We start from the raw sequence: 24,175 nt of genomic DNA on the forward strand, positions 1-24,175 counted from the left end.
ATGGGGCATGCCAGCTTCACTCTGCGCTGGCTGCCCACAAAAAGGATACAAATACCTACATCCTTAATGGAGGCAGAAGATTGCAAACTATTATTGATTGCGTAGCATGTGAGCCACTGATCAGCCATGGGCTCCTTCTTATGACAACCGAAACGATCGATCACACCGCGCTCGTCAAACTGGTTGAAAGCGGCGCTGTTAACGCCACTCACATTTTTGCCAAGCAAGGTGGGTGGGCGGTTCAAGTTCAACATGGATCACAAACACATTCCCTGGCGGCGCAACGCAGCCAGCAAATTCGCCTATTTAAGCGACTCGAAACCCTGGTGATCTATTTGCAAGGAATAGGCATCAGTCATTTCGATGTCGATACATCGGGCTATGACCCTCTACAAGTAAAAACCTATTCTCGCCCTGACCGTTCCGAGGCAATGAAGCACGCTCACGAAGCCGCTGCTTACGAGGAGTGGTTCAAGAAGCAGGTTCAGGCCAGCATTGATGATCCCAGGCCAAGCGTAAGCGACGAAGAGGTACGCCGAATCTTTGCTGCCAAACGTGACGCCATACGTCAACGAGCCCGCTGATGCAGGTAGTTTGGCGTCCCTCGGCGATGACTGACCGGGACAACATCATGAATTATATTTGCCAGGACAACCCTGATGCGGCCATTGTTTTAGACGAAGTCTTTGAGCTCAAAGCAGAGCAAGCGGGCCAGCAACCAAAGCTTTATAGAAAGGGCATAGTTCTTGGCACTCATGAAATAGTCGCCACACCAAATTACGTTATGGTCTATGTGGTCTTGGCTGAAACGGTAGAAATAATGCGGATACTGCATGCGAGACAACAATGGCCATGACTAGGTCAACCGCCGGATCACCCTAAATTTTGAAGGCTACAAGAACTCTCCGACAGGTCGACTCAACCGCTCGTTACTTGTAAGGGGGCGCTGAGCGCATCAGCGCCAGCTTTTTCTCCAACTGGACGCCATCATGAACCTCGGCCCCAACTTCCCCGACGACCACGCCATGCACCTGCTCATGCAGCTGCTGCACGAAGAACTCGGTCTGCCCGAACGCAAAACCATCAGCCTCACCACCTCGATCAATTTTGACCTGGGTTGCGACGGCGCCGATGCGCGACATCTGATGGAAGCATTGGAGGAACAGTTCGCCATCGACTTCGTCGACTACGACGCCTATCGCTACTTTCAGCCGGAAGGGTTTGATGTGTTTCTCAAGCGTCGGGCGAAGGGGCGCGGTGACAAGGTGCCCTTGACTATTGGCATGCTCTATCGAGCGATCAAGGTCCAACGGTGGGATACGCAGGAGTTGGAAGGCATCTGCTCGAACGCGTAAGTGGCATTATTCTGGCTGTTTAGCGCTTTTTCAGCTGGAATAATGGCAGTTGTATTTCTGATGGTCCGAATCGCGCCCACAAAAAAGCCGCCCTCAAAGGGCGGCGTTTTCATTCGCTAAATCCAGGCCTTACAACTTCGGCCCAGCAGCCTTGATCGCGTCGCTCACATCGAACTTCTTGAAGTTCTCAACAAACAACCCAGCCAACGCTTTAGCAGCTTCATCATAAGCAGCCTTGTCAGCCCAAGTGTTACGTGGGTTCAACAGGCCAGTCTCAACGCCCGGTACGGCCAGTGGCACGTCGAGGTTGATGGTGTCCAGGTGCTCGGTCTCGGCACCGATCAGAGCGCCGCTCTGGATCGCTGCGATCACGCCACGAGTGGTCGGGATGTTGAAGCGTTTACCGACGCCGTAGCCACCGCCGGTCCAGCCGGTGTTGACCAGGTAGACCTTGGAGCCGAAGCCGCGGATGCGCTTGATCAGCAGTTCTGCGTATACGCCGGCCGGGCGCGGGAAGAACGGTGCGCCGAAGCAGGTGGAGAAGGTCGATTTGATGCCGCTGCCGGAACCCATTTCGGTCGAACCCACCAGAGCGGTGTAGCCGGACAGGAAGTGGTAGGCCGCTTGTTCTTCGCTGAGGATCGAGACGGGCGGCAGAACGCCGGTCAGGTCGCAAGTCAGGAAGATCACAGCGTTTGGCTCGCCACCGAGGTTTTTCTCGGAACGCTTTTCGACGTGCTCCAGCGGGTAGGCGGCGCGGCTGTTCTGGGTCAGGCTGCTGTCGGCGTAGTCAGCCTTCTTGGCGTCGTCCAGTACCACGTTTTCCAGGACTGCGCCGTGCTTGATGGCTTTCCAGATGACGGGTTCGTTCTTCTCGGACAGGTCGATGCACTTGGCATAGCAACCGCCTTCGATGTTGAACACCACGCCTTCGCCCCAACCGTGCTCGTCGTCACCGATCAGGTAACGGCTTTCGTCGGCGGACAAGGTGGTCTTGCCGGTACCGGACAAACCGAAGAACAGGGTCACGTCGCCCGCTTCGCCGATGTTGGCAGCGCAGTGCATTGGCAGTACATCGGCGGCCGGCAGCAGGAAGTTCTGCACCGAGAACATGGCTTTCTTCATTTCGCCGGCGTAACGCATGCCTGCCAGCAGCACTTTCTTCTGGGCAAAGTTGATGATCACGCAGCCATCGGAATTGGTGCCGTCACGCTCTGGCACGCACTCGAAGTTGGCGACGTTGAGAACTTGCCACTCTTCACGGCCAGCCGGGTTGTACTGGGCCGGGTTGATGAACAGGCAACGACCGAACAGGTTCTGCCAGGCAGTCTGGGTGGTCATCTTCACGGCCAGGTAGTGCTCTTCGGCAGCACCTACGTGCACGTGGGAAACGAAATGCTCTTGCGCGTTGTTGAAGGCCTCGACGCGAGCCCACAGGGCATCGAACTTGTCGGCCGGGAACTTGCGGTTGATCGGGCCCCAGGCGATGGCGTCCTGGGTGGTCGGCTCTTCAACGATGAAACGATCGACTGGCGAACGGCCGGTACGGTGACCGGTGCGAACAACCAGCGCGCCGGTATCGGCAAGCTCGCCTTCACCGCGATTCAGGGCTTCTTTAACCAGATCATCAACACTCAGATCGGTGTACACGGCGTTATTGGCTTGCGTCATGAGGTTCCCCGTCGGCCAGTGGCCGAGTGCTCCAAACGTTTTGTAGTAGAAAGTCGTGCACTACTACCGCGAAAAAAGTGGGCCGGATTATGCCAGAAAAGCCCAAAAAGTGTAGGGCCCTCCCGTCAGAACGGCGTTATTCCGGCGTTACGCAGTGAATTTACCTGCGCTGAAGCGTTTTAGTGACGGGTATCTGACGGCGTATCGACCCCTGCACCGGCGAACAATTGGGTAATATCGGCCGCATCAAATAGATAACGTTCGTTGCAAAACTGACAGTCGATCTCGATGCGACCGCCATGTTCGACGACCAGTTTCTGAGAATCTTCCAGACCCAGACTGACCAGCGCATTGCCCGAGCGTTCCCGAGAGCAGCTGCAACGGAAACGCAGTTTCTGCACATCGAACAGGCGTACCTGTTCTTCATGATAGAGGCGATGGAGCACGGTTTCGTTGTCCAGGCTCAGCAATTCATCAGCCGTCAGCGTGCTGGCCAGGGCGGTGATGTGTTGCCAGCTGGCGGCGCGTTCTTCTTCGTCTTTCAGACGGTCGGCAGGCAGTTGCTGCAGCAACAGGCCACGGGCACGACGGCCATCGGCGTAGAGCCAGAAGCGGGTATTGGTTTGTTGGGACATGACGAAGTAGTTGGTGAAGCAATCGGCCAGGGTTTCACCGTCGAGATCGACGATGCCCTGATAGCGCTGGCCCTGAGTCGGGTCGACAGTCAGTGCCAATACGCCATTGGGCATCAGGTCGGCGAGGGTCGCGTCGGGGGCAATCCGGTCGGCTTCGTAACGAGCCAGGCCACGAATTTCGCGCTCACTGGAGCACTCGATCATCAGCAACGGCACCGGGCCTTCGGAACGGGCCTGCAGAATCAGCAAGCCATCGAACTTCAAGGTGCCAACCAGCAACGCAGCCGCCGCCATCAACTCGCCCAGCAATTGCGCGACCGGCTCCGGATAGGCGTGTTTGGCGAGGACTTCGGCATAGCTACGCTCCAACCCAACCAGCTCGCCGCGGGTGTCGCTGTCATCGAAGATGAAGCGTTGGGTGTAGTCGTTATCCGATAGATGGGTCATAGGTCTGGGTATCTGAAAGGGTGACAAAAAAAGAAAATCGCGTCATTTCCGCTTTTTTGAGCGGGCAAAGTTCAGCCATAAAGGCATTTTATGAACAATCCGGGGTTGTTCCAAGCAAGGTCAAACCTCGGTTTTCGACGAACGGCATTTTCATTTGGCCGCTGTCGAGTACACCCATATGGCTGCACAGGTGCGCGATTGCAAGTCTGCCCCCGACGACGGTCCTTATTCGTCGTTGCTGTTCCCGCGAAACTTGAACAGGTCTCGGCGTTGCTTCTTGCTCGGCTTACCGTCGGTGCTCACGCCCAACGCCCCGGCTTTGCGCATGACTGCCGCCGCTTCGCGCTTGGCGATGCTGGCTTCGGTTTCGGCATACAGCGCCTGAGCCTCCGGCGCGCCACGGCGCACGATCGACAGTGCCTTGACCACCACGGTGCGTTCCTCGAAGCCGGTGCGAATCTGATACTCATCGCCGACCCTCGGCTCCTTGCCTGGCTTGCAGCGTTCGCCCCGGCAATGCACCTTGCCACTCTCAATCGCGGCCTTGGCCAAGGCCCGTGTTTTATAAAAACGCGCGGCCCACAACCATTTATCGAGACGGACCTTGTCGTCCTCTTCGCTTTTTTGTGCCATTGGATGACCTCATTCTGAAATATCGATGAACTGTACTACCGTTTCTGTCGTGCCATGAATCGTCGTGCTGTGGATTAGAATGCAGGCATTCCCCCACACAGTGAGGGATGGAAATCCGGGCAGTAGATATCTGTCGCCTTTTACCCATTATTCTGCGTGAATACCGCGAATTCGGCCGCACGCGGTCTGAGCGGTTTTTGCCGGTTGAGCACTTTTGAAGACATTTGACCATTTGACCGTTATCGGTCTGCGCGAGTGGGTGGCGCTCCCGGATTTGGGAGTCGCGGGCCTTCGGGCAAAAATCGACACTGGCGCCAGCACCTCCAGCCTGCATGCCACCGACATCGAGCCATTTGAGCGCGACGGCGAACAATGGGTGCGCTTCACTGCGCACCTGGGCACGGTGGTGCAACTGCGGCATCGGCGCTGCGAAGCCCCGCTGGTAACGAGAAAAACCATTAAGAGCTCCAATGGCCATGCGCAGATGCGCTATGTGGTCAGCACCACCTTGGCCCTCGGTGATCGGGTCTGGCGGGTCGAGTTCACCCTCGCCTGCCGCAAGTCCATGCGTTATCGCCTGTTACTCGGTTCCAAAGCCCTGATCGACGGCCAGTTGGTGGTCAATCCGGGCATTAAATATGTACAAGACAAGCCGGTGTTCCCGGTATCTACCTTCTCCACAGGTGTTGCATGAAGATCGCTGTGCTGTCGCGGAACCCGCGTCTGTATTCCACCCGTCGTCTGGTCGAAGCCGGTATGGAGCGTGGCCATGAAATGGTGGTGATCGACACCTTGCGCGCCTACATGAACATTGCCAGCCACAAGCCTCAGATCCACTACCGCGGCAAACCGCTGGAGGGTTTCGATGCAGTGATCCCGCGGATCGGTGCATCGGTGACGTTTTACGGCTGCGCAGTGCTGCGCCAGTTCGAAATGATGGGAGTGTTTCCGCTTAATGAATCGGTAGCCATCGCCCGTTCGCGAGACAAACTGCGGTCGCTGCAATTGCTGTCGCGCCGGGGGATCGGTTTGCCGGTCACCGGTTTTGCCCACTCCCCGGATGACATTCCCGACTTGATCGAGATGGTCAACGGCGCGCCGCTGGTGATCAAGGTGCTGGAAGGCACTCAGGGCATCGGTGTGGTGCTGTGTGAAACGGCCACGGCGGCGGAATCGGTGATCGAGGCCTTCATGGGCCTGAAGCAAAACATCATGGTTCAGGAATACATCAAGGAAGCCGGCGGCGCGGACATTCGTTGTTTCGTGGTCGGCGACAAGGTGATCGCGGCAATGAAGCGCCAGGCCAAGCCGGGGGAGTTTCGCTCCAACCTGCATCGCGGTGGCAGTGCGAGCCTGATCAAGATCACACCGGAAGAACGCATGACCGCGTTGCGTGCAGCGAAGGTCATGGGGTTGGCGGTGGCGGGGGTGGACATCCTGCGCTCCAACCATGGGCCGCTGGTGATGGAAGTGAACTCGTCGCCGGGGCTTGAAGGGATTGAAACCACCACCAGCAAGAACGTGGCGGGGATCATCATCGAGCATCTGGAGAAGAATGGCGGGCCGAACATGACTCGGACCAAAGGGAAGGGGTAAGGCTTACTCAGTCCTCCTGTGGCGAGGGAGCTTGCTCCCGCTCGGCTGCTCAGCAGCCGCAAAACCAGGCAACCGTGTTTTGGCGACAAGCATGCGGTTGTCGGGATCGGGAGTCCTTCGGCCTCCAGCGGGAGCAAGCTCCCTCGCCACAGAGCTCGGATGCGGTCGTTAGACCGCATCCCGCGGCAACATCAACCCAAGCGGCAACCGCACCCGCGCTTCCAGCCCGCCACCAGAACGGTTACGCAGCTCGACATTCCCGCCATGCATCGAAGCGATCCGCTTCACGATCGCCAACCCCAACCCGGTCCCCTTACCGCCTCGGGCCCGATCGCCACGGGTGAACGGGTTGAAGATCGCCTCCAACTCCGACGGGTCGATTCCCGCGCCACGGTCCATGACGCTCAGTACCACATACGGCGCGCTGGAATCTCCGGACACATAAGCCGCCACTTCAACGCCGCTGCCGGCGTGGTGCAAGGCATTGCCGATGAGGTTATTCAGCAACCGTTTCATCGACACCCGCCGCAACGGGAACGGCTGGATCGGTTCCAGGCGCAAGCGCACTTTCTCTTCATTCTGGTTATACGGCGCGGCAACTTCGCGAACCAGCTCGCTCAGGTCCACTTCTTCCACCGATTCATCACGTCCGTCACGAATGAACGCCAGGAACTGGTCCAGAATCGCGTCCATGTCTTCGATGTCGCGGATCATGTCGTCTGTCAGGTCACTGTGGGCGCCCATCAGTTCCAGGGACAACCGCAAACGGGTCAGGGGCGTGCGCAGGTCGTGAGACACCCCGGCCAGCATCAGTTCTCGCTCGCGGCCGGCCTGTTCGACATCTTCAGCCATTTGGTTGAAGGCGCGATAAACCTCGGTCATTTCGCTCGGTGTATCGCTGATCGGCAGGCGCACGCTGCGGCCCTGACCCAGTTGCCTCGCGGCATAGACCAGGCGTTTCAACGGTTGATTGAGCTGGCTGACGAAAATCCACGCCGAGGCGGTGGACAGCAGACCGATGGCGAGGAACCAGCCGAGCACATTCCAGATTTTCTGGCCGCGCAATGGGTGCGGGTACAACGGCACCTTCAGCCAGCCATCGCCCAGGCTGGGCGCCCGAACCCACAGCGCTGGCGGTGAGTGCATGCGCAATCGCACCTCGGTGTCGGCGCCCAGTTCGTCCTGCATCTGACGCTGGTAGATCTCGCTGTAAGGCCAGTGTTGTTCGCCTTCCGGCACACCGGCACCCACCACCCGGATCAGGGTGGCGGCATCGGCGATTTTGGTGCGATTTTCTTCGTCGGCGGCCCAATAGGCACGCAGCGTCAGGGCGACGCCGTGGCTGTATTGGCGATCCACCAGCACATCTTCGTTCATCAACAGATAAACCAGGGTCAGCGCCTTGGAGAACAGGACGACGATCAGCACCAGCCACAGGGTGCGGGAGAAGAAGCTCTGGGGGAACCAAACAGGGGTTTTCATGAGTAACCGCTACACACTTGCAGGAGCGAGCATGCTCGCATATTGCGGATCACGGGTCTGCGGGAAAGGTCATTTGACCCCTTGCCCGCAAGACCCGCTCCTACAAATCACCAATCACTTCGTGGCGGCGCCATCTGGAACGAACACATAACCCACGCCCCAGACAGTCTGGATGTAGCGTGGCTTGGATGGATCGGGCTCGATCATCCGGCGCAGACGAGAGATCTGCACATCGATGGAACGCTCAAGGGCATCCCACTCGCGGCCACGGGCCAGGTTCATCAGCTTGTCGCGGGTCAGTGGCTGACGCGCGTTCATGACCAGCGCCTTGAGCACCGCAAACTCACCGGTGGTGAGCATGTGCACTTCGTCGCCGCGCTTGAGTTCGCGGGTGGCCAGGGACAATTCGTAGTCACCGAAGGTCACGCTTTCGTCTTCGCTGCCCGGGGCGCCCGGTACCGGTGCCGCCTGACGACGCAGAACCGCTTTGACCCGAGCCATCAGCTCGTCCGGGTTGAACGGCTTGGCCAGATAATCGTCAGCGCCCAGTTCCAGGCCCTTGATGCGGCTAAGCTCATCGCCCTTGGCGGTCAGCATGATGATCGGAATCTGGTTGTTCGCCGTGCGCAGGCGGCGGCAAGCGGTCAGGCCGTCTTCGCCGGGCAGCATCAGGTCGAGGACCACCAGGTTGAACACTTCACGCGCCAGCAGGCGGTCCATTTGTTCCGTGTTCGGGACGGCGCGGGCACGGTAGCCCTTGCTGACGAAAAAACGCTCCAGCAGGCTGCTCAGCCCGGGATCGTCGTCAACAATAAGAATTTTTTCGCCTTCAGCAATGTTTGCAGTGCTGCTCATTGGATGCTCCTTTGATCTCGGCGCGCATTATGGCGTAGCTGCCGTTATACGCACCGAGTGCATTGTTAGCAGATTTTTCCTTCATCGCCAGAAATCCGGGCATTGTGCCTACAACCCGCGATGCCCCCGAATGGGCAGAACGCTGGTTATAATGCGCGGCCTTTTGTGTCAGGCAACGTCTGATCGTTACTGTAAGCAGCCGCTTTTTTTTCATGGCGCTGGCAGTAATTGTTCGATTTCACGGGTCAACGGGAAGCCTGTTGGCTCAGGTAGCGGCGCACGCCAGGCCGCTCAACCAGACTCGCCGAGCCCTTATCTCTGCGCCTGCGAGCCTGCTTTCACAATTTGTCAGGTGGTTTTATGGACAGCATCAACAGCCGCATCGCCGAGGAACTCGGTGTACGCCCACAACAGGTCGAAGCGGCCGTCGCGCTACTCGATGAAGGCTCTACCGTTCCGTTCATCGCCCGCTACCGGAAAGAAGTGACCGGCAGCCTCGATGACATCCAGTTGCGCCATCTGGAAGAGCGTCTGCGCTACCTGCGAGAACTCGACGAACGGCGGATCAGCATCCTCGCCAGCATTCAAGAGCAGGGCAAACTGACCCCGCAACTCGAACGTGACATCAAACTCGCCGACACCAAGACCCGTCTCGAAGACTTGTACCTGCCGTACAAGCAGAAGCGCCGCACCAAGGGCCAGATCGCCCTGGAAGCCGGCCTCGGCGAACTGGCCGACGGTTTGTTCAACGACCCGACCCTGAACCCTGAAACCGAAGCCGCGCGTTTCATCGACGCCGAAAAAGGCGTGGCCGATGTGAAAGCCGCCCTTGAAGGCGCCAAGTACATCCTCATGGAGCGCTTCGCCGAAGACGCCGGCCTGTTGGACAAATTGCGCAACTATCTCAAGCAGGAAGCCACCCTCAGTGCCCGCGTGATTGCCGGCAAGGAAGAGGAAGGCGCCAAGTTCCGCGACTATTTCGAACACGACGAACCGCTGAAAAGCATGCCATCGCACCGCGCGCTGGCGATTTTCCGTGGCCGCAACGAAGGCATTCTGAGTTCCGCGCTGAAAGTCGGCGATGAACTGCCGGGCACCATGCACCCGTGCGAAGGCATGATCGGCCAGCAATTCGGCATCCAGAACCAGAACCGTGCCGCCGACAAATGGCTGGGCGAAGTGGTGCGCTGGACCTGGAAGGTCAAGCTCTACACCCACCTGGAAACCGACCTGCTGGGCGAGTTGCGCGACGGCGCGGAAACCGAAGCGATCAACGTGTTCGCGCACAACCTGCACGACTTGCTGCTGTCGGCCCCGGCCGGCCCGCGCGCCACCCTGGGCCTCGACCCGGGCCTGCGCACCGGTTGCAAGGTCGCCGTGGTCGATGCCACCGGCAAGCTGCTGGATCACGCCACAGTTTACCCGCACGTGCCGCACAACAAGTGGGACCAGACCCTCGCCGTGCTCGCCGCCCTGTGCGCCAAGCATTCGGTGGACCTGATCGCCATCGGCAACGGCACCGCCAGCCGCGAAACCGACAAGCTCGCCGCTGAGCTGATCAAAAAATATCCAGCCATGAAGATGACCAAAGTCATGGTCTCCGAGGCCGGCGCATCGGTTTACTCGGCGTCGGAACTGGCTTCCAAGGAATTCCCGGACCTCGACGTGTCGATCCGTGGCGCGGTGTCGATTGCCCGTCGCCTGCAGGATCCACTGGCTGAGCTGGTGAAGATCGATCCGAAATCCATCGGCGTCGGCCAGTACCAGCACGACGTGTCGCAGCTGAAACTGGCGCGCGGCCTGGACGCGGTGGTCGAGGACTGTGTGAATGCTGTGGGCGTCGACGTCAACACTGCCTCCGTGGCGCTGCTGGCCCGTATCTCCGGCCTCAACGCGACCCTGGCGCAGAACATCGTCAGCCACCGCGACGAGCACGGCGCGTTCAAAACCCGTGCGGCGTTGAAGAAAGTCGCGCGTCTGGGTGAAAAAACCTTTGAACAGGCTGCGGGCTTCCTGCGTGTAATGAACGGCGACAACCCGCTGGATTCGTCCGCGGTTCACCCGGAAGCCTATCCGCTGGTGCAGCGCATTGCCGCTGAAACCGACCGCGACATTCGTTCGCTGATCGGCGACGCGAGCTTCCTCAAACGTCTCGATCCGAAGAAGTACACCGACGAAACGTTCGGTTTGCCAACGGTCACCGACATCCTGCAAGAGCTGGAAAAACCCGGTCGCGACCCGCGTCCCGAGTTCAAGACCGCCGAATTCCAGGAAGGTGTCGAAGACCTCAAGGACTTGCAACTGGGGATGATCCTCGAAGGCGTGGTCACCAACGTGACCAACTTCGGCGCCTTCGTCGACATCGGTGTGCATCAGGACGGTTTGGTACACATCTCCGCACTGTCGGAGAAGTTCATCAAGGATCCGCGCGAAGCGGTGAAGGCCGGTGATGTGGTCAAGGTGAAGGTCATGGAAGTCGACATCCCGCGCAAACGCGTTGGCCTGTCGATGCGCATGAGCGACACCCCGGGCGAGAAAATCGACGGTGCTCGTGGCGCGCGTCCGGGTTCGGCACCACGCCAATCCCAGAACACCGCACCGCGCAAGGAAACCACGGCCGCAGCCCCGGCCAACAACGCCATGGCCTCGCTGTTCGCTAATGCCAAACAGTTGAAAAAGCGCTGATGGAGATCCCGGCCGGCTTGAGCGAAAGCGCATTTTTCAAGCTGCTGGGGTGTCGCTTGCACAGCCTGGAAGCCGGGGTGGCGCAAGTCGCCTTGGGGCTTGCGCCGGAACTGCGCAATCGCGGCGGCAAACTGCATGGCGGCGCTTTGTTCAGCCTGGTCGACATTGCCATGGGGCTGGCCTGTTCCAGCACCCACGGTTTTGACCAGCAGAGCGCAACCATCGAATGCAAGATCAACTACATCCGCGCTGTCGCCGACGGCGAGGTGATGTGCACGGCGCGGGTGATTCATCCGGGCCGGCGCACGCTGGTGGTCGAAGCCGACGTGATGCAAGGCGACAAACTCGTCGCAAAAGCACAAGGCACGTTCGCTGTCCTGTAGCCCCCAATCATCAATTTGAGTTAATTTCGGCGCAATGCAACCTGTGGAACCCTGTGGCGAGGGGGCTTGCCCCCGTTTGAGTGCGTAGCACTCACAAGATTTTGGAAACTCAGAGATTTTGGGGCCGCTTCGCAGCCCAACGGGGGCAAGCCCCCTCGCCACAGGTCACTCCCACAGGGATTGTGCAATTCCTGACTGACCGGCATTAGGCCTGTGCGGCTCGAAAAAACCAGGCGAAAACGCCAGTTTTAACTTCACCCTTGTAGACCGTCTTGCCCACCCCCATATTGGGGCGACTGACGCGTGAAGGAATCCAACTTGAGCGAACTTCTCAACCGCCGCCTGGCTCTGCTCGGCGAGCGCGCTAACCTCTCTCTGCTCGAACAGTGCCTTCACGGCATCGAACGTGAATGCCTGCGCGTGACAGGCGAAGGGCGCCTGGCGCAAACGCCGCACCCGGAAGCATTGGGTTCCGCGCTGACCAACGAACAGATCACCACCGACTATTCCGAGTCGCTGCTGGAGTTCATCACGCCTGCCCTGCCAGACCCGGCGCAGATGCTGGCGAGCCTGGACAGGATTCACCGTTTTGCCTACAGCAAGCTCGGCAACGAGTACCTGTGGAGTCCATCGATGCCGTGCCCGTTGCCGGCCGAGGAAGACATCCCGATTGCTTATTACGGCACCTCCAACATCGGTCAGCTCAAGTACGTCTATCGCAAGGGCCTGGCGTTGCGTTACGGCAAGACCATGCAGTGCATCGCCGGGATCCATTACAACTTTTCCCTGCCGGAAAAGCTCTGGCCCCTGCTCAAAGAGGCCGAAGGCTTTGACGGCACCGACCGCGATTATCAATCGTCGGCCTACATCGCGCTGATCCGTAACTTCCGTCGCTACAGCTGGCTGCTGATGTACCTGTTTGGTGCTTCGCCTGCGCTGGACGCCGGTTTCCTGCGCGGTCGCTCGCATCAGCTGGAACAACTGGACCCGGACACGTTGTACCTGCCCTACGCCACCAGCCTGCGCATGAGCGATCTGGGTTACCAGAGCAACGCCCAGGCCGGTCTGACACCGTGCTACAACGATCTGACCAGCTACACCGACAGCCTGCGCAAAGCCGTGGCCACGCCGTATCCGCCGTACGTCGAGATCGGAACACACCAGAACGGTGAATGGGTTCAGCTCAACACCAACATCCTGCAGATCGAAAACGAGTACTACTCCAACATCCGTCCGAAACGCGTGACCTACACCGGTGAGCGGCCGATCCAGGCGCTGGTGGCCCGTGGCATTCAGTACGTTGAAGTGCGTTGCCTGGACATCAACCCGTTCCTGCCGATGGGCATCGACCTCACCGAGTCGCGTTTCCTCGACGCGTTCCTGCTGTACTGCGCGCTGAACGACAGCCCGCTGCTGACCAGCACCAGTTGCGGGAACGCGACCTCGAACTTCCTCAGCGTGGTCAAGGAAGGGCGTCGTCCGGGCCTGCAATTGCAACGGGACGGGCACCCGGTAGACCTGAAGGAATGGGCCGGCGAATTGCTGGAAAAGATTGCGCCATTAGCGGCATTGCTGGATCAGAGCCATGGCGGCGATGCCCATAGCAAGGCACTGAACGCGCAACTGGCCAAGGTCGAGGACGCGTCCCTGACGCCATCGGCGCAGGTGCTGGCGGCGATGGCCGAGCACAAGGAAAGCTTTGCCCGGTTCTCCTTGCGTCAGAGCCAGGCGCACGCGGAGTTTTTCCGCAGCGAGCCGCTTTCAGGCGAAGAACAGGCTAGATTTGAAGAGTTGGCACGTTCGTCGCTGGCTCAACAAGTGGAGCTGGAACAGAACGAAGTCGGCGATTTCGATGTGTTTGTCGGGTCGTATCAGGCGAGTATTCTGGCGATCAGTAATTAGATCGCAAACCTCTGTGGCGAGGGAGCTTGCTCCCGCTCGGCTGCGCAGCAGCCGTAAAATCTGCGACAGTGGTCAATCAGACACACCTTCGCTGTTTTTGGGAGTCCTTCGGCCTCCAGCGGGAGCAAGCTCCCTCGCCACAAAAGCGATAAACAACCATGCGCCCTTAGAATTTTCCGCTCATAAGATAATTCGAAAAAGTTATTTATTTTTGGATTCTTATATCATTTAGTCTCCTTTTCACGCCGACTCTCGGTCGCCTGACAAGGAGCTTCCCGATGAAACTGACTTCCCCTCTTCGCCTTCTGGCTGCCGCAGTTCTGGCTTCGGCGAGTTTCCTGGCTCAGGCGGCAGATGTGACCGTCGCCTACCAGACCACCGTTGACCCGGCCAAAGTCGCCCAAGCCGACGGCGTCTACGAAAAAGCCACCAAAGCCACCATCGACTGGCGCAAATTCGACAGCGGCGCCGACATCATCGCCGCCATCGCCTCCGGCGATGTGCAAATCGGTTACCTCGGCTCTAGCCCCCTGACGGCGGCAATCACCCGCAAAGTCCCGGTAGAAACTTTCCTCATCGCCACCCAGATCGGCGCCGCCGAAGCGCTGGTTGCGCGGGACGGTTCCGGGATCAAGACCCCGCAAGACCTGATTGGCAAGAAAATCGCCGTACCCTTCGTTTCCACCGGCCATTACAGCCTGCTGGCCGCACTGAAACACTGGAACATCGATCCGTCGAAAGTCACCGTGCTCAACCTCGCACCACCAGCGATCATCGCTGCGTGGAAACGCGGTGATATCGACGCCACCTACGTCTGGGACCCGGCGCTCGGCGTGGCCAAGGAAAACGGCAAAGTGCTGATCACCTCAGGCGAGTTGGCCAAGTTCGGTGCGCCGACTTTCGATGCCTGGATCGTGCGTAAGGATTTCGCCGAGAAGCACCCGGAAATCGTCACCGCGTTCGCCAAAGTGACCCTCGATGCCTACGCCGACTACCGCAAAGACCCGAAAGCCTGGCTCGCCAACCAAAGCAACGTCGACAAACTGGTGAAGCTCTCCGGTGCCAAGGCCAGCGACATTCCATTGCTGTTGCAAGGCAACGTTTTCCCGCTCGCGGCTGATCAAGTGATCACCCTCGGCGCGCCGACCACCAAGGCCATCACCGACACCGCCGTGTTCCTCAAGGAACAGGGCAAGGTCGAGGCCGTGCTGCCGGACTACGCGCCGTACGTCAGCGCCAAATACATCACCCATTGATCGGGGAGTTGACCGCGATGGCTTTGCTACAGCTGGAGCGCGTCTGCGCACAGTACCCGGGCGCAGCGGAACCGGTGCTGGCAGATATTTCCCTGACCCTTGGGCCCCGGCAGTTGCTGGTCGCCCTCGGCCCGTCTGGCAGTGGCAAGACCTCGCTGTTGAACCTGATTGCCGGTTTCGTCGAGCCCAGCGCCGGGCGCATCACCCTTGATGGCGTGCCAGTCAAAGGCCCGAGCGCCGAGCGCGGCGTGGTGTTCCAGGACGACGCCCTGTTGCCTTGGCAGGACGTGCTGGCCAACGTCGGCTTCGGTCTGGAACTGGCTGGTGTCGTCCGGGATAAGCGCGAAATCCGCGCCCGGGAAATGCTCGCCCTGGTGGACCTTTGCGGTTTCGAAAACCGCCGAATCTGGCAGCTCTCAGGCGGGCAGAAGCAACGTGTCGGCCTCGCTCGCGCTCTTGCAGCAGACCCTCGGATTTTGCTCATGGATGAGCCCTTCGGTGCCCTCGACGCTTTCACCCGCGAACAGATGCAGGAACTGTTGCTGCAAGTCTGGCAGCGCACCGCCAAACCGGTGTTCCTGATTACCCACGACATTGAAGAAGCGGTGTTCCTCGCCACGGATCTGATTCTGCTGGCACCCAACCCCGGGCAAATCGTCGAGCGTTTGAGCCTGGATTTCGGTCAGCGCTATGCCGCCGGTGAGTCGGCTCGCTCGATCAAGTCGGATCCGCGCTTTATCGAAACCCGCGAACACGTGCTCGCCAAAGTGTTCTCCCAACGCAGTGGCGTCCAGCAGCAGCAGGAGCGCGCATGAGCACTTATGAAATTCCCGCCGCGACAGTGAAGTCGGGCTCGACGGTCATTGCGCCGCGTCGCAGTTTGAATACGCGCTGGATCAGCGTACTAACGCTGGTCGCTCTCGTTGCCATTTGGTGGGCCGTCACGGCCACAGGCTTGATCGAACCGCTGTTCCTGCCGCCGCCGTCCGCCGTACTGCAAAAAGGCTGGCTGCTGGTGACCACTGGCTACATGGATTCGACCTTGTGGCAGCATTTGGGCGCGAGCCTCAGTCGTATTGGCCTGGGACTGGGTTTTGCGGTGCTGACCGCCGTGCCGGTGGGCATCGCCATCGGCCACAACCGCATTGCTCGCGGCATTCTTGATCCGCTGATCGAGTTCTATCGCCCGATTCCGCCGCTGGCTTATCTGCCGCTGATCGTGATCTGGTGCGGCATCGGTGAGCTGTCGAAAGTGTTGCTGATCTACCTGGCGATCTTCGCCCCGATCGCGATCGCCACCGCCACTGGCGTACGCACCGTCGACCCGGCGAAATTGCGCGCCGCACAGTCGTTGGGTGCGACTCGGGCGCAATTGATTCGGCATGTGATTCTGCCCAGTGCCTTGCCGGACATTTTGACCGGCGTGCGGATTGGCCTGGGTGTGGGTTGGTCGACATTGGTGGCCGCCGAGTTGATCGCCGCCACCAGTGGTTTGGGCTTCATGGTGCAATCGGCCGCGCAATTCCTGGTCACCGATGTGGTGGTGTTGGGAATTCTGGTGATCGCATTGATCGCTTTCGCCATGGAAATGGGCCTGCGTGCCCTGCAACGCAAACTCGTGCCATGGCATGGCCAGGCTCACGGAAGCATTTGAACGTGGGAGCAACTTGCCTTGGTACCCCCTTTTTTTGGATCAACCCTGTAGGAGCTGTCGAGTGAAACGAGGCTGCGATCTTTTGATCTTGCTCTCTAAAAACAACATCAAAAGATCGCAGCCTTCGGCAGCTCCTACAGGTGCGGTGTCGTTCACAAAATTCATGTATGGCCCCCGAATTGAAGAGAACACCATGAGCAGCCTGAGCATCACCCCGTTAAGCTGCGCCCTCGGCGCGCAAATCAGCGGCATCGACATCAGCCAGCCACTGAACGTCGAGCAACGCGATGCCATCGAGCAGGCGCTGCTCAAGCATCAAGTGTTGTTCTTCCGCAACCAGCCGATCGAGCCGCAACAGCAAGCGCGATTCGCCGCCTACTTCGGCGACCTGCATATTCATCCGATCTACCCGAACGTACCTGAGCAGCCAGAAGTGCTGATCCTCGACACCGCCGTCACCGACGTGCGGGACAACGCGATCTGGCACACCGACGTAACCTTCCTGCCGACCCCGGCCATGGGCGCGGTGCTCAGCGCCAAACTGCTGCCCGAATTTGGCGGCGACACGCTGTGGGCCAGTGGTATTGCGGCGTATGAAGCACTGTCCGCGCCGATGAAAACCTTGCTGGAAGGGCTGACCGCTACCCACGATTTCACCCGTTCGTTCCCGCTGGAACGTTATGGCAATACACCCGAAGCCTTGGCCCAGTGGGAAGAAGCCCGGCGCAAGAACCCGCCGCTATCGCATCCGGTGATTCGCACGCACCCGGTGAGCGGGCGCCGGTCGCTATTCGTCAATGAAGGATTCACGTCGAAGATCAATGAGCTGTCGGAAACGGAAAGCGAGGTGATTCTGAAGTTCTTGTTCGCCCACACCACACGGCCGGAATTCACCATCCGCTGGCGCTGGCAGAAAGACGATATCGCATTCTGGGACAACCGAGTGACCCAGCATCACGCGGTGGATGATTACCGCCCGGCACGGCGGGTGATGCAGCGGGCGACGGTGTTGGGGGATGTGCCGTTTTAAGATCAAAAGATCGCAGCCTTCGGCAGCTCCTACATTGACTGCGCGCCATAAATATTGCGGTTGAACATCGATCCTGTAGGAGCTGCCGAAGGCTGCGATCTTTTGCTTTTCAGGGTTATTCCGCCATCGAAGGCTTCTCCCACAAATTGATCCCACCCTCGTGGGCAAACCGATCAATCTCCGCCAGCTCTTCCACGCTGAAACTCAGGTTTTTCAACGCCCCGACGTTCTCGATAATCTGCTCCGGCCGGCTCGCGCCGATCAGCGCCGAGGTCACCCGTGGATCGCGCAGAGTCCAGGCCAGCGCCAACTGCGCCAGGCTCTGACCGCGGCGCTTGGCGATTTCATTGAGCGCCCGCACATGGGCGAGGTTGGCGTCAGACAGGTGAGACGCCTGCAACGAACCACCGCCCGGACGATTGACTCGCGCATCCGCTGGCACGCCATTGAGGTACTTGTCGGTCAACAGCCCCTGAGCCAACGGCGTGAAGGCGATCACGCCGGTGCCGAGTTCTTCGGTGGTGTCCAACAGGTCCTTTTCCACCCAGCGATTGAGCAGGTTGTAGGCCGGTTGATGGATCAGCAACGGTACTTTCCACTCTTTCAGCAGCCCGGCGATTTCACGGGTTTTCACCCCGGAATAGGACGAGATGCCGATGTACAGCGCCTTGCCCTGCTGCACGGCAGTGGCCAGTGCGCTGGCGGTTTCTTCGAGCGGCGTGTCCGGGTCAAAGCGGTGGGAATAGAAGATGTCTACGTAATCGAGGCCCAGACGTTGCAGGCTCTGGTCGAGGCTGGCCAAGATGTATTTGCGCGAACCACCGCCTTGACCGTAAGGGCCGGCCCACATATCCCAACCGGCCTTGCTGGAGATGATCAACTCGTCGCGGTACTGCTTGAAGTCTTCACGCAGCAAACGGCCGAAGTTGATCTCGGCGCTGCCATACGGCGGGCCGTAGTTGTTGGCCAGGTCGAAGTGGTTGATGCCCAGATCGAATGCCGTACGCAGCAACGAGCGCTGGGTATCGATTGGCGTGCTGTCGCCGAAGTTGTGCCACAAGCCCAGAGACAGTGCCGGCAGCACCAGCCCGCTGCGCCCCACGCGGCGGTAAGGGATGCAATCGTAGCGGTTTTCGGCAGCGGTGTAGGTCATCGAATCCTCTCTTGTCGGTCTTGAATGGGGTATCGACTGCTTTGCAAGTTGCCCAGCATACGCTTGGACAAACGCCGATAAACCTCGGACTCGAGAAAATGCTGAAACGTTTCACAAATTATTAAATCTGACCCACCGCATAGCGCCGATATCCACTCCCAACGTTTACGCCGACAACTCACGCAACGCGGCAGCCGCCAAAAAACCAGATCTTGAGCTGTATCGCTGATCTCGTCTGACCGTCTGGTCGATACGCTCAAGCAATTGCTCAGGGAGCGTGGCATTGAAGCGCACCGACTTGCCGAAGTAAGGCGTGATATCGAAGTCGACAACCCCCCACACACCGCCAGCGTAATCAGGGTTATCAAGATGATCGTCAATCTCACGCACCTGCGGCAGTGGATCACCATCGGCGACCAAGCCTTCATAGTGCAAAGCCAACGCTTCTTTCACGTTTTCAAATGCCTGCGCCACAGTAGCGCCCGCGGAGAAGCAACCCGGCACGTCCGGGATAATCACTCCGTATTCTGAGTCGGCATCCTTGTGCAGAACGACCGGAAATTTCATTTCGATGAGTCCTTCCTGTGATGTGGCCCCTTCGAGGCTCTCGTTTCCGATGTCGGGCCTCATTTCAGACCCGCCTGTTTCAATATGCTGTTGATCGTTCCTTTTGGAAGATCCGAATCAGGGTGTTTTATCGTCACCCTGCCTGACTTGCACGAATGCTTGTACTGATGATGGCTACCTTTCACGGCCACCAGATACCAGCCATCCTCCTCGATCATCCTGATCATTTCCCGACTTCGCATCACCTTCGTCCTTGTGGGCAGCATCTGCTGAGCACATTACGCGATGATCACATCTCAATACACACGATACACACTCTGATAAATATTAGCCGAACTCAAGCAAGCCAGATTGCCCGCGGACCATCGGTTATCGGGCCTGCGCAAACACCTCCCCCAACCAATCCACAAACACCCGAACCCGTGGCGACATGTGTTTGTTATGCGGATACAGCACCGAAACCGGCATCGGTGGCGGTGATGTGTCGACCAGAATTTCCTGCACCAGACCTTGGGAAATCAGGGTTTCCATTCGGTAATGCGGGCACTGGATCAGGCCCAATCCGGCAATCGCCGAGGCCGCGTAGATTTCCGCACCGAACACTGACAGCGCACCATCGATGGCCACTTCCTTGAGTTCGCCATCCACCATAAATTCAAATGGAAACAACTTGGCGGTGGTCCGCGAAACGTAGTTCACCGCGCGGTGTTTTTTCAGGTCCTCGAGGTTCTTCGGTTCGCCATATTTGCGCAGGTAGGTGGGGCTGGCGCAGGTAATCTGCCGCAAGTTGGCGACACGTTTACCGATCAGTGCCGAGTCGCCCAAGGAGCCGGCGCGCAACACGCAATCAACGCCTTCGGCGATCAGGTCGACGAAGCGGTCGGCTTCGCTGATGGATAACTCGATGTCCGGGTAGCGCGCCATGAATTGCGGCAACGCCGGGATCACGAAGTGCTTGGCCAAGGTGCCGTGCAGATCCACTCGCAACCGCCCTTTCGGCGCTACGCTGCGAAATGCCAGTTCGGCCTCTTCCAGTTCCGCCAGCAACTGCACGCAACGCAAGTAATACGCCTCTCCATCCAGCGTCGGACGGACCTTGCGGGTGCTGCGCTCCAGTAAACGAGTGCCGAGCCAGGCTTCGAACTGATTCAGCGTGTGGGTCAGCGTCGCCCGCGGCAAGTTCAGGTCATCGGCCGCCAGGGTGAAGCTGCTGCGCTCGTAGATCCGCACGAACACCTTCATCGCTTTGACTTGGTCCACGGGTCACTCCTGGCGCTCGATTGTTGGCGATTATTGAACAGTCAAGGCAACTCTCATGCATTTATCGGCCTGAGTAAACATGTGAGTCTGGCTCCACTCCAAACCACTCCAAGGATCAACGCCATGACTGCTCAAACTTCGAAAGTTGCCATCGTGACCGGCGCCTCCCGCGGCATCGGCGCTGTGATCGCCAGGCAACTGGCCAGCGAAGGTTTCGCCGTCGCCATCAACTACGCCAGCAGCGCCACTGAAGCCTCAAAACTGGTGGTGGAGTTGCGTCAGGCCGGGCATCAAGCCATAGCGGTCAAGGCTGACGTGGCCAATGCCGACGACGTGCGCCGGTTGTTCGACGAAACCGAAACGCACCTGGGCAAGGTCGATGCGCTGATCAACAACGCCGGCATCCTCAAAGTGATGCCGCTGGCGCAGCACACCGACGAACTGTTCGACCAGACTTTCAACATCCACGCTCGCGGCACCTTCAACACCTTGCGTGAAGCGGCGACGCGTCTGAACAGCGGTGGCCGGATCATCAACTTCTCCAGCAGCACCGTTGGCCTTAACTTGCCGGGCTACGCGGTGTACATCGCCAGCAAAGCGGCTGTGGAATCCCTGACCCAGGTGTTCGCCAAGGAAATGCGCGGGCGCAACATCACCGTCAACGCGGTGGCGCCAGGCCCGGTGGCGACTGAGCTGTTTTTGCACGGCAAGAGCGAAGAGCAAATCCAGACTTTCGCCAAGATGCCTCCACTGGAGCGTTTGGGTCAGCCGGAGGATATTGCTCGCGTTGTGTCGTTTCTGGTGGGGCCGGATTCGGCTTGGGTCAATGGGCAGATTTTGCGGGTGAATGGTGGGTTGGTTTAACTATGCTCGATGTATTGGGTGAATCAGCAAGCCCGCTCCCACAGGGATCGGCAGTGAACACAACGCCTGTGAACACCCGCGACCATTGTGGGAGCGGGCTTGCCCGCGAAGGCGGCCTCAAGGGCAGCACATCTGAAGGGAGAAACTCACCATGCACACAGCAATCATCATCTTCTTCGGCCTGGTCCTGCTGGCGCTGATGCTGTTCATCGGCGAGAAAATCGGTTTCCCCCGCCAGACCCTGGCCTACAGCTTTGTCGTGCTGTGGCTGGCGTTGACCTTGATCAACGGCGCGGTCGGCATGGTCAACGCCGGCCAGCCGTTGAGTACGGAACTGGTGGTGGGTAGCGCGGTGTTCGGCGTGCCGGTGGCGGCGCTGGTGTTGTTCATGACGATGAGCACTGACGCCTGAAGACGTCAGCGCCCCCCTCAATCAACGCACCAGATGCAGAAACTGCATGTGCCGCTCGTACTGGTCGAGGATGTCGTTGATGACCTGCTCCTTGGTGTAGCCCACCAGATCGTAATCCTGGCTTCCCTCGCGCAAATGCACTTCGGCGCGGTGGTAACGACGGTTGTTGAGTTGCTTGGAACCCATGCCGCCACGGGCGAAGGACGGCGTGAAGTAACCGCGCATCTGCACCTGATAGATGAACGGATGCAGTTCGCCGTGACCGATTTCCAGGCTGACGTTGTCATTGGCCGGATCGGGTTGAGTGACCACGTGCAGGCCCTTCTCTACGAACACCGCCGTCACCTCTTCAATCGCCGGGCGCACCGTCGTATCGAGGAAGCGATAGACCTCATCGCGCGACGGGAAATGCACCGCCTGACTCAGGCGCTGACGCCAACCGCCGCGTCGCGAGCCGGACACCGGCGCGAGGGAATGCAGCTGCGCGATCTGCTTCTGCGATTCCAGATAAAACGCCTTGTGCAGCCCCCACATCATCAGCAGCAAAATCAACGAGAACGGCAACGACGTCAGCACCACCGCTGACTTCAAGGCGTCGATGCTGCCGGAGAACAACAGCGCACTGGTCACCAGCGCCGTCATCGCGCCCCAGAACACTCGCAGCCATTTCGGCCCGTCTTCATCCGGGTTACCGCCCTTGGCGGACAACGTCGACAACACCACAGTACCGGAGTCGGCGGAGGTCACGAAGAACACGAAGCTGATGAACACCGTGACCGCAATCACGGTTTTGCTCCACGGGTAGGTTTCCAGCAGCAGGTACAGGGTCATCGACGGGTTGTCGATGGCCGACATCCCGAGCGCGCTCATGCCGTGGTTGAGGACCTGATCGATGGCGCTGTTGCCGAAGATCGACATCCACGCCAGGGTGAAACCAAGCGGAATCAACAGCACGCCGAAGACGAATTCACGGATGGTCCGACCCCGGGAAATCCGTGCGATGAACAGGCCCACGAACGGCGACCATGCAATCCACCAGGCCCAATAGAACACCGTCCAGCCGCCCAGCCAGTCGCTGGGTTTGTCGTAGGCGTAGAGGTCGAAACTCTTCATCGGCAAGGCGCCGAGGTAGTCGCCGATGTTCTGGATCAATGTGTTGAGCAAGTGCTGGGTAGGGCCGGCGAACAACACGAACAGCAGCAGCGCACAGGCCAGAAGCATGTTGATGTCGGACATCACCCGCACGCCTTTATCGACGCCAGACACGGCGACGATGATCGCCGCGCCCATCATCAGCGTGATCAGGCCGACCTGAATCCACTGGGTGTGGGCGATGCCGAACAGGTAGTCGAGCCCTGAGTTGAGGTGCAAGACGCCAAAGCCCATATCCGCGCCGAGGCCGAACACCGTGGCGATGATGCCGAAGCCATCCACGGCATAACCGATGGGGCCGTTGATGCGCTTGCCGATCAGTGGGTATAGCGCCGAACGCAGAGCCAGCGGCAGGTTATGTCGATAGGCGAAATAAGCCAGCGCCATGCCGACGAAGGCGAACACGCCCCAACCGTGCAGGCCCCAGTGCAGAAACAGAATCTGCATTGCCTGCCGCGCCGCATCCGCCGTGCCGGCCTCGCCTTGCGGCGGTTGCGCCAGGTGCGTCAGCGGTTCGGACACGCAAAAGAAAAACAGCGTGATGCTGATCCCGGCGGCGAACAGCATGCCGGCCCAGGACAGGTAACTGAACTCGGGCTCGTCGTGGTCGGCACCGAGCTTGATCTTGCCGTAGCCAGACAAGGCGGTGACCACCACGAAGACCAGATACAGCGTCATCGCGAGCATGTAGTACCAGCCGACCGTATTGGCCGCCCAGTTTTGCGCTTCCAGAAGCCAGGCACCGGCCTGTTCGGGTATCGCCATGACCACAACGGCGAACAACAGAATGAAGGTCGCCGCGAAGTAAAACACCGGCGGATTCATGCGGACCTGGCCGCTTGCGGGGGTGGACGGTGCACTCATGAAAAGTGCACCTCAAGGGGGTGAAACAGGGCAATCAATAACGGACTCGGCAAAGGCAAGCCTCCTGTTGTGAGCGGGCAGCAAACCGGCGGTTTAACTTGAATGAGCGTTCAAGTTAAACATGGATAGGGGGCTAAGGACTAATCGCAGGGCTCGGCGGTACTTTTCGTACGCTAGCTCAAGGGTGGGTATTACGCGGGGTTTGGGGGATTTTGTAGGAGCCGTAGGAGCTGTCGAGTGAAACGAGGCTGCGATCTTTTCAAGGTCAAAAGATCGCAGCCTCGTTTCACTCGACAGCTCCTACATCCAGTGAGGACTG

The 24,175-nt window shown here is 59.2% G+C and carries 24 protein-coding genes; 14 read left to right on the plus strand and 10 right to left on the minus strand.

The genetic code is table 11. The features are described 5' to 3' along the window. The first annotated feature begins 80 nt into the window (after window positions 1-80). The 3 genes from ABH909_RS02325 to ABH909_RS02335 all read left to right on the plus strand — a co-directional run bounded on the left by ABH909_RS02325 (window position 81) and on the right by ABH909_RS02335 (window position 1,355). Entirely contained in the window at window positions 81-584 is a 504-nt protein-coding gene (locus ABH909_RS02325) for a hypothetical protein (RefSeq protein WP_429430201.1), read from the plus strand. Next, a complete protein-coding gene (locus ABH909_RS02330) occupies window positions 584-856 on the plus strand; it encodes a type II toxin-antitoxin system RelE/ParE family toxin (protein ID WP_429430203.1) in 273 nt (90 codons plus the stop codon). Before ABH909_RS02325 ends, ABH909_RS02330 begins: the two co-directional genes overlap by 1 nt. A gap of 133 nt (window positions 857-989) precedes the next feature. Then, window positions 990-1,355 carry a DUF1493 family protein gene (locus tag ABH909_RS02335; protein WP_429430205.1) on the plus strand — a complete coding sequence of 122 codons (366 nt, stop codon included), beginning with the start codon at window positions 990-992 and terminating at the stop codon, window positions 1,353-1,355. Window positions 1,356-1,484: 129 nt separating this feature from the next. Here the strand turns inward: ABH909_RS02335 and ABH909_RS02340 are convergent, their stop codons facing one another. The 3 genes from ABH909_RS02340 to ABH909_RS02350 form a co-directional block, all read right to left on the minus strand. Next, window positions 1,485-3,026 (minus strand): phosphoenolpyruvate carboxykinase, encoded by a 1,542-nt coding sequence (locus ABH909_RS02340; protein ID WP_429430207.1) that lies wholly within the window; start codon window positions 3,024-3,026, stop codon window positions 1,485-1,487. A gap of 179 nt (window positions 3,027-3,205) precedes the next feature. After that, window positions 3,206-4,108, minus strand: a complete 903-nt coding sequence (gene hslO / locus ABH909_RS02345) for an Hsp33 family molecular chaperone HslO (RefSeq protein ID WP_429430209.1) — start codon at window positions 4,106-4,108, stop codon at window positions 3,206-3,208. 225 nt (window positions 4,109-4,333) lie between these two features. Then, window positions 4,334-4,741: an RNA-binding S4 domain-containing protein gene (locus ABH909_RS02350; RefSeq protein WP_429430211.1), complete on the minus strand. Its 408-nt coding sequence runs from the start codon at window positions 4,739-4,741 to the stop codon at window positions 4,334-4,336. Window positions 4,742-4,973: 232 nt separating this feature from the next. On the opposite strand from ABH909_RS02350, the gene ABH909_RS02355 reads away from it, so the two are divergent. Further along, window positions 4,974-5,435 carry an ATP-dependent zinc protease family protein gene (locus ABH909_RS02355; RefSeq protein WP_173667533.1) on the plus strand — a complete coding sequence of 154 codons (462 nt, stop codon included), beginning with the start codon at window positions 4,974-4,976 and terminating at the stop codon, window positions 5,433-5,435. Further along, window positions 5,432-6,337 carry a 30S ribosomal protein S6--L-glutamate ligase gene (rimK, locus tag ABH909_RS02360; RefSeq protein ID WP_429430213.1) on the plus strand — a complete coding sequence of 302 codons (906 nt, stop codon included), beginning with the start codon at window positions 5,432-5,434 and terminating at the stop codon, window positions 6,335-6,337. Before ABH909_RS02355 ends, rimK begins: the two co-directional genes overlap by 4 nt. Window positions 6,338-6,505: 168 nt before the next feature. Here the strand turns inward: rimK and ABH909_RS02365 are convergent, their stop codons facing one another. After that, window positions 6,506-7,819 (minus strand): ATP-binding protein, encoded by a 1,314-nt coding sequence (locus ABH909_RS02365; RefSeq protein WP_095634148.1) that lies wholly within the window; start codon window positions 7,817-7,819, stop codon window positions 6,506-6,508. Between the two features lie 114 nt (window positions 7,820-7,933). Continuing rightward, complete coding sequence (gene ompR, locus ABH909_RS02370; protein WP_007903084.1) at window positions 7,934-8,674, minus strand: two-component system response regulator OmpR; 741 nt, start codon at window positions 8,672-8,674, stop codon at window positions 7,934-7,936. A gap of 360 nt (window positions 8,675-9,034) precedes the next feature. Here ompR and ABH909_RS02375 point away from each other — a divergent pair, with 360 nt between their 5' ends. The 7 genes from ABH909_RS02375 (at window position 9,035) to tauD (ending at window position 17,584) form a co-directional block, all read left to right on the plus strand. Continuing rightward, window positions 9,035-11,359 (plus strand): Tex family protein, encoded by a 2,325-nt coding sequence (locus ABH909_RS02375; protein ID WP_429375744.1) that lies wholly within the window; start codon window positions 9,035-9,037, stop codon window positions 11,357-11,359. Next, the gene (locus ABH909_RS02380; protein ID WP_429430215.1) at window positions 11,359-11,742 is read left to right on the plus strand and encodes a PaaI family thioesterase; all 384 of its coding nucleotides are present in this window, start codon (window positions 11,359-11,361) and stop codon (window positions 11,740-11,742) included. Before ABH909_RS02375 ends, ABH909_RS02380 begins: the two co-directional genes overlap by 1 nt. A gap of 318 nt (window positions 11,743-12,060) precedes the next feature. Further along, window positions 12,061-13,644: a glutamate--cysteine ligase gene (gene gshA, locus ABH909_RS02385; protein ID WP_429430217.1), complete on the plus strand. Its 1,584-nt coding sequence runs from the start codon at window positions 12,061-12,063 to the stop codon at window positions 13,642-13,644. 278 nt (window positions 13,645-13,922) lie between these two features. Next, the gene (gene tauA, locus ABH909_RS02390; protein WP_429430219.1) at window positions 13,923-14,900 is read left to right on the plus strand and encodes a taurine ABC transporter substrate-binding protein; all 978 of its coding nucleotides are present in this window, start codon (window positions 13,923-13,925) and stop codon (window positions 14,898-14,900) included. A gap of 17 nt (window positions 14,901-14,917) precedes the next feature. Continuing rightward, the gene (gene tauB, locus ABH909_RS02395; protein ID WP_429430221.1) at window positions 14,918-15,715 is read left to right on the plus strand and encodes a taurine ABC transporter ATP-binding subunit; all 798 of its coding nucleotides are present in this window, start codon (window positions 14,918-14,920) and stop codon (window positions 15,713-15,715) included. Then, window positions 15,712-16,554, plus strand: a complete 843-nt coding sequence (gene tauC / locus ABH909_RS02400; RefSeq protein WP_429430223.1) for a taurine ABC transporter permease TauC — start codon at window positions 15,712-15,714, stop codon at window positions 16,552-16,554. The genes tauB and tauC overlap by 4 nt, the downstream gene beginning before the upstream one ends. A gap of 193 nt (window positions 16,555-16,747) precedes the next feature. Beyond that, window positions 16,748-17,584: a taurine dioxygenase gene (gene tauD, locus ABH909_RS02405; RefSeq protein ID WP_429430225.1), complete on the plus strand. Its 837-nt coding sequence runs from the start codon at window positions 16,748-16,750 to the stop codon at window positions 17,582-17,584. A 115-nt stretch (window positions 17,585-17,699) separates the two neighbouring features. On the opposite strand, the gene mgrA is transcribed toward tauD, so the two are convergent. The 4 genes from mgrA to ABH909_RS02425 all read right to left on the minus strand — a co-directional run bounded on the left by mgrA (window position 17,700) and on the right by ABH909_RS02425 (window position 20,564). Further along, window positions 17,700-18,737 carry an L-glyceraldehyde 3-phosphate reductase gene (gene mgrA, locus ABH909_RS02410; RefSeq protein ID WP_429430227.1) on the minus strand — a complete coding sequence of 346 codons (1,038 nt, stop codon included), beginning with the start codon at window positions 18,735-18,737 and terminating at the stop codon, window positions 17,700-17,702. 165 nt (window positions 18,738-18,902) lie between these two features. Next, complete coding sequence (locus ABH909_RS02415) at window positions 18,903-19,367, minus strand: type II toxin-antitoxin system HicB family antitoxin (protein WP_192346554.1); 465 nt, start codon at window positions 19,365-19,367, stop codon at window positions 18,903-18,905. Continuing rightward, a complete protein-coding gene (locus ABH909_RS02420; protein WP_008005171.1) occupies window positions 19,364-19,546 on the minus strand; it encodes a type II toxin-antitoxin system HicA family toxin in 183 nt (60 codons plus the stop codon). Before ABH909_RS02420 ends, ABH909_RS02415 begins: the two co-directional genes overlap by 4 nt. Window positions 19,547-19,673: 127 nt before the next feature. Beyond that, entirely contained in the window at window positions 19,674-20,564 is an 891-nt protein-coding gene (locus ABH909_RS02425; protein WP_429430230.1) for a LysR family transcriptional regulator, read from the minus strand. Window positions 20,565-20,687: 123 nt separating this feature from the next. Here ABH909_RS02425 and ABH909_RS02430 point away from each other — a divergent pair, with 123 nt between their 5' ends. Beyond that, window positions 20,688-21,428, plus strand: coding sequence for an SDR family oxidoreductase (locus ABH909_RS02430; RefSeq protein ID WP_429430232.1), 741 nt, complete (start codon window positions 20,688-20,690; stop codon window positions 21,426-21,428). A gap of 151 nt (window positions 21,429-21,579) precedes the next feature. After that, on the plus strand, window positions 21,580-21,840 hold the full coding sequence (locus ABH909_RS02435) for a hypothetical protein (protein WP_427624218.1): 261 nt from the start codon (window positions 21,580-21,582) through the stop codon (window positions 21,838-21,840). Window positions 21,841-21,861: 21 nt separating this feature from the next. Here ABH909_RS02435 and betT read toward each other — a convergent pair whose 3' ends face one another. After that, on the minus strand, window positions 21,862-23,817 hold the full coding sequence (gene betT / locus ABH909_RS02440; RefSeq protein ID WP_185022179.1) for a choline transporter BetT: 1,956 nt from the start codon (window positions 23,815-23,817) through the stop codon (window positions 21,862-21,864). Between the last annotated feature and the right edge of the window lie 358 nt (window positions 23,818-24,175).

The sequence above is a fragment of the Pseudomonas sp. BS3782 TE3695 genome, assembly GCF_050435305.1.
Taxonomy (GTDB): Bacteria; Pseudomonadota; Gammaproteobacteria; order Pseudomonadales; family Pseudomonadaceae; genus Aquipseudomonas.

Coding starts and splice junctions, on each gene's coding strand:
- ABH909_RS02330 (WP_429430203.1), top strand. CDS start 584: ATGCAGGTAGTTTGGCGTCCCTCGGCGATGACTGACCGGGACAACATC.
- ABH909_RS02335 (WP_429430205.1), top strand. CDS start 990: ATGAACCTCGGCCCCAACTTCCCCGACGACCACGCCATGCACCTGCTC.
- ABH909_RS02340 (WP_429430207.1), bottom strand. CDS start 3,026: ATGACGCAAGCCAATAACGCCGTGTACACCGATCTGAGTGTTGATGAT.
- hslO (WP_429430209.1), bottom strand. CDS start 4,108: ATGACCCATCTATCGGATAACGACTACACCCAACGCTTCATCTTCGAT.
- ABH909_RS02350 (WP_429430211.1), bottom strand. CDS start 4,741: ATGGCACAAAAAAGCGAAGAGGACGACAAGGTCCGTCTCGATAAATGG.
- rimK (WP_429430213.1), top strand. CDS start 5,432: ATGAAGATCGCTGTGCTGTCGCGGAACCCGCGTCTGTATTCCACCCGT.
- ABH909_RS02365 (WP_095634148.1), bottom strand. CDS start 7,819: ATGAAAACCCCTGTTTGGTTCCCCCAGAGCTTCTTCTCCCGCACCCTG.
- ompR (WP_007903084.1), bottom strand. CDS start 8,674: ATGAGCAGCACTGCAAACATTGCTGAAGGCGAAAAAATTCTTATTGTT.
- ABH909_RS02375 (WP_429375744.1), top strand. CDS start 9,035: ATGGACAGCATCAACAGCCGCATCGCCGAGGAACTCGGTGTACGCCCA.
- ABH909_RS02380 (WP_429430215.1), top strand. CDS start 11,359: ATGGAGATCCCGGCCGGCTTGAGCGAAAGCGCATTTTTCAAGCTGCTG.
- tauA (WP_429430219.1), top strand. CDS start 13,923: ATGAAACTGACTTCCCCTCTTCGCCTTCTGGCTGCCGCAGTTCTGGCT.
- tauB (WP_429430221.1), top strand. CDS start 14,918: ATGGCTTTGCTACAGCTGGAGCGCGTCTGCGCACAGTACCCGGGCGCA.
- tauC (WP_429430223.1), top strand. CDS start 15,712: ATGAGCACTTATGAAATTCCCGCCGCGACAGTGAAGTCGGGCTCGACG.
- tauD (WP_429430225.1), top strand. CDS start 16,748: ATGAGCAGCCTGAGCATCACCCCGTTAAGCTGCGCCCTCGGCGCGCAA.
- mgrA (WP_429430227.1), bottom strand. CDS start 18,737: ATGACCTACACCGCTGCCGAAAACCGCTACGATTGCATCCCTTACCGC.
- ABH909_RS02415 (WP_192346554.1), bottom strand. CDS start 19,367: ATGAGGCCCGACATCGGAAACGAGAGCCTCGAAGGGGCCACATCACAG.
- ABH909_RS02420 (WP_008005171.1), bottom strand. CDS start 19,546: ATGCGAAGTCGGGAAATGATCAGGATGATCGAGGAGGATGGCTGGTAT.
- ABH909_RS02430 (WP_429430232.1), top strand. CDS start 20,688: ATGACTGCTCAAACTTCGAAAGTTGCCATCGTGACCGGCGCCTCCCGC.
- ABH909_RS02435 (WP_427624218.1), top strand. CDS start 21,580: ATGCACACAGCAATCATCATCTTCTTCGGCCTGGTCCTGCTGGCGCTG.
- betT (WP_185022179.1), bottom strand. CDS start 23,817: ATGAATCCGCCGGTGTTTTACTTCGCGGCGACCTTCATTCTGTTGTTC.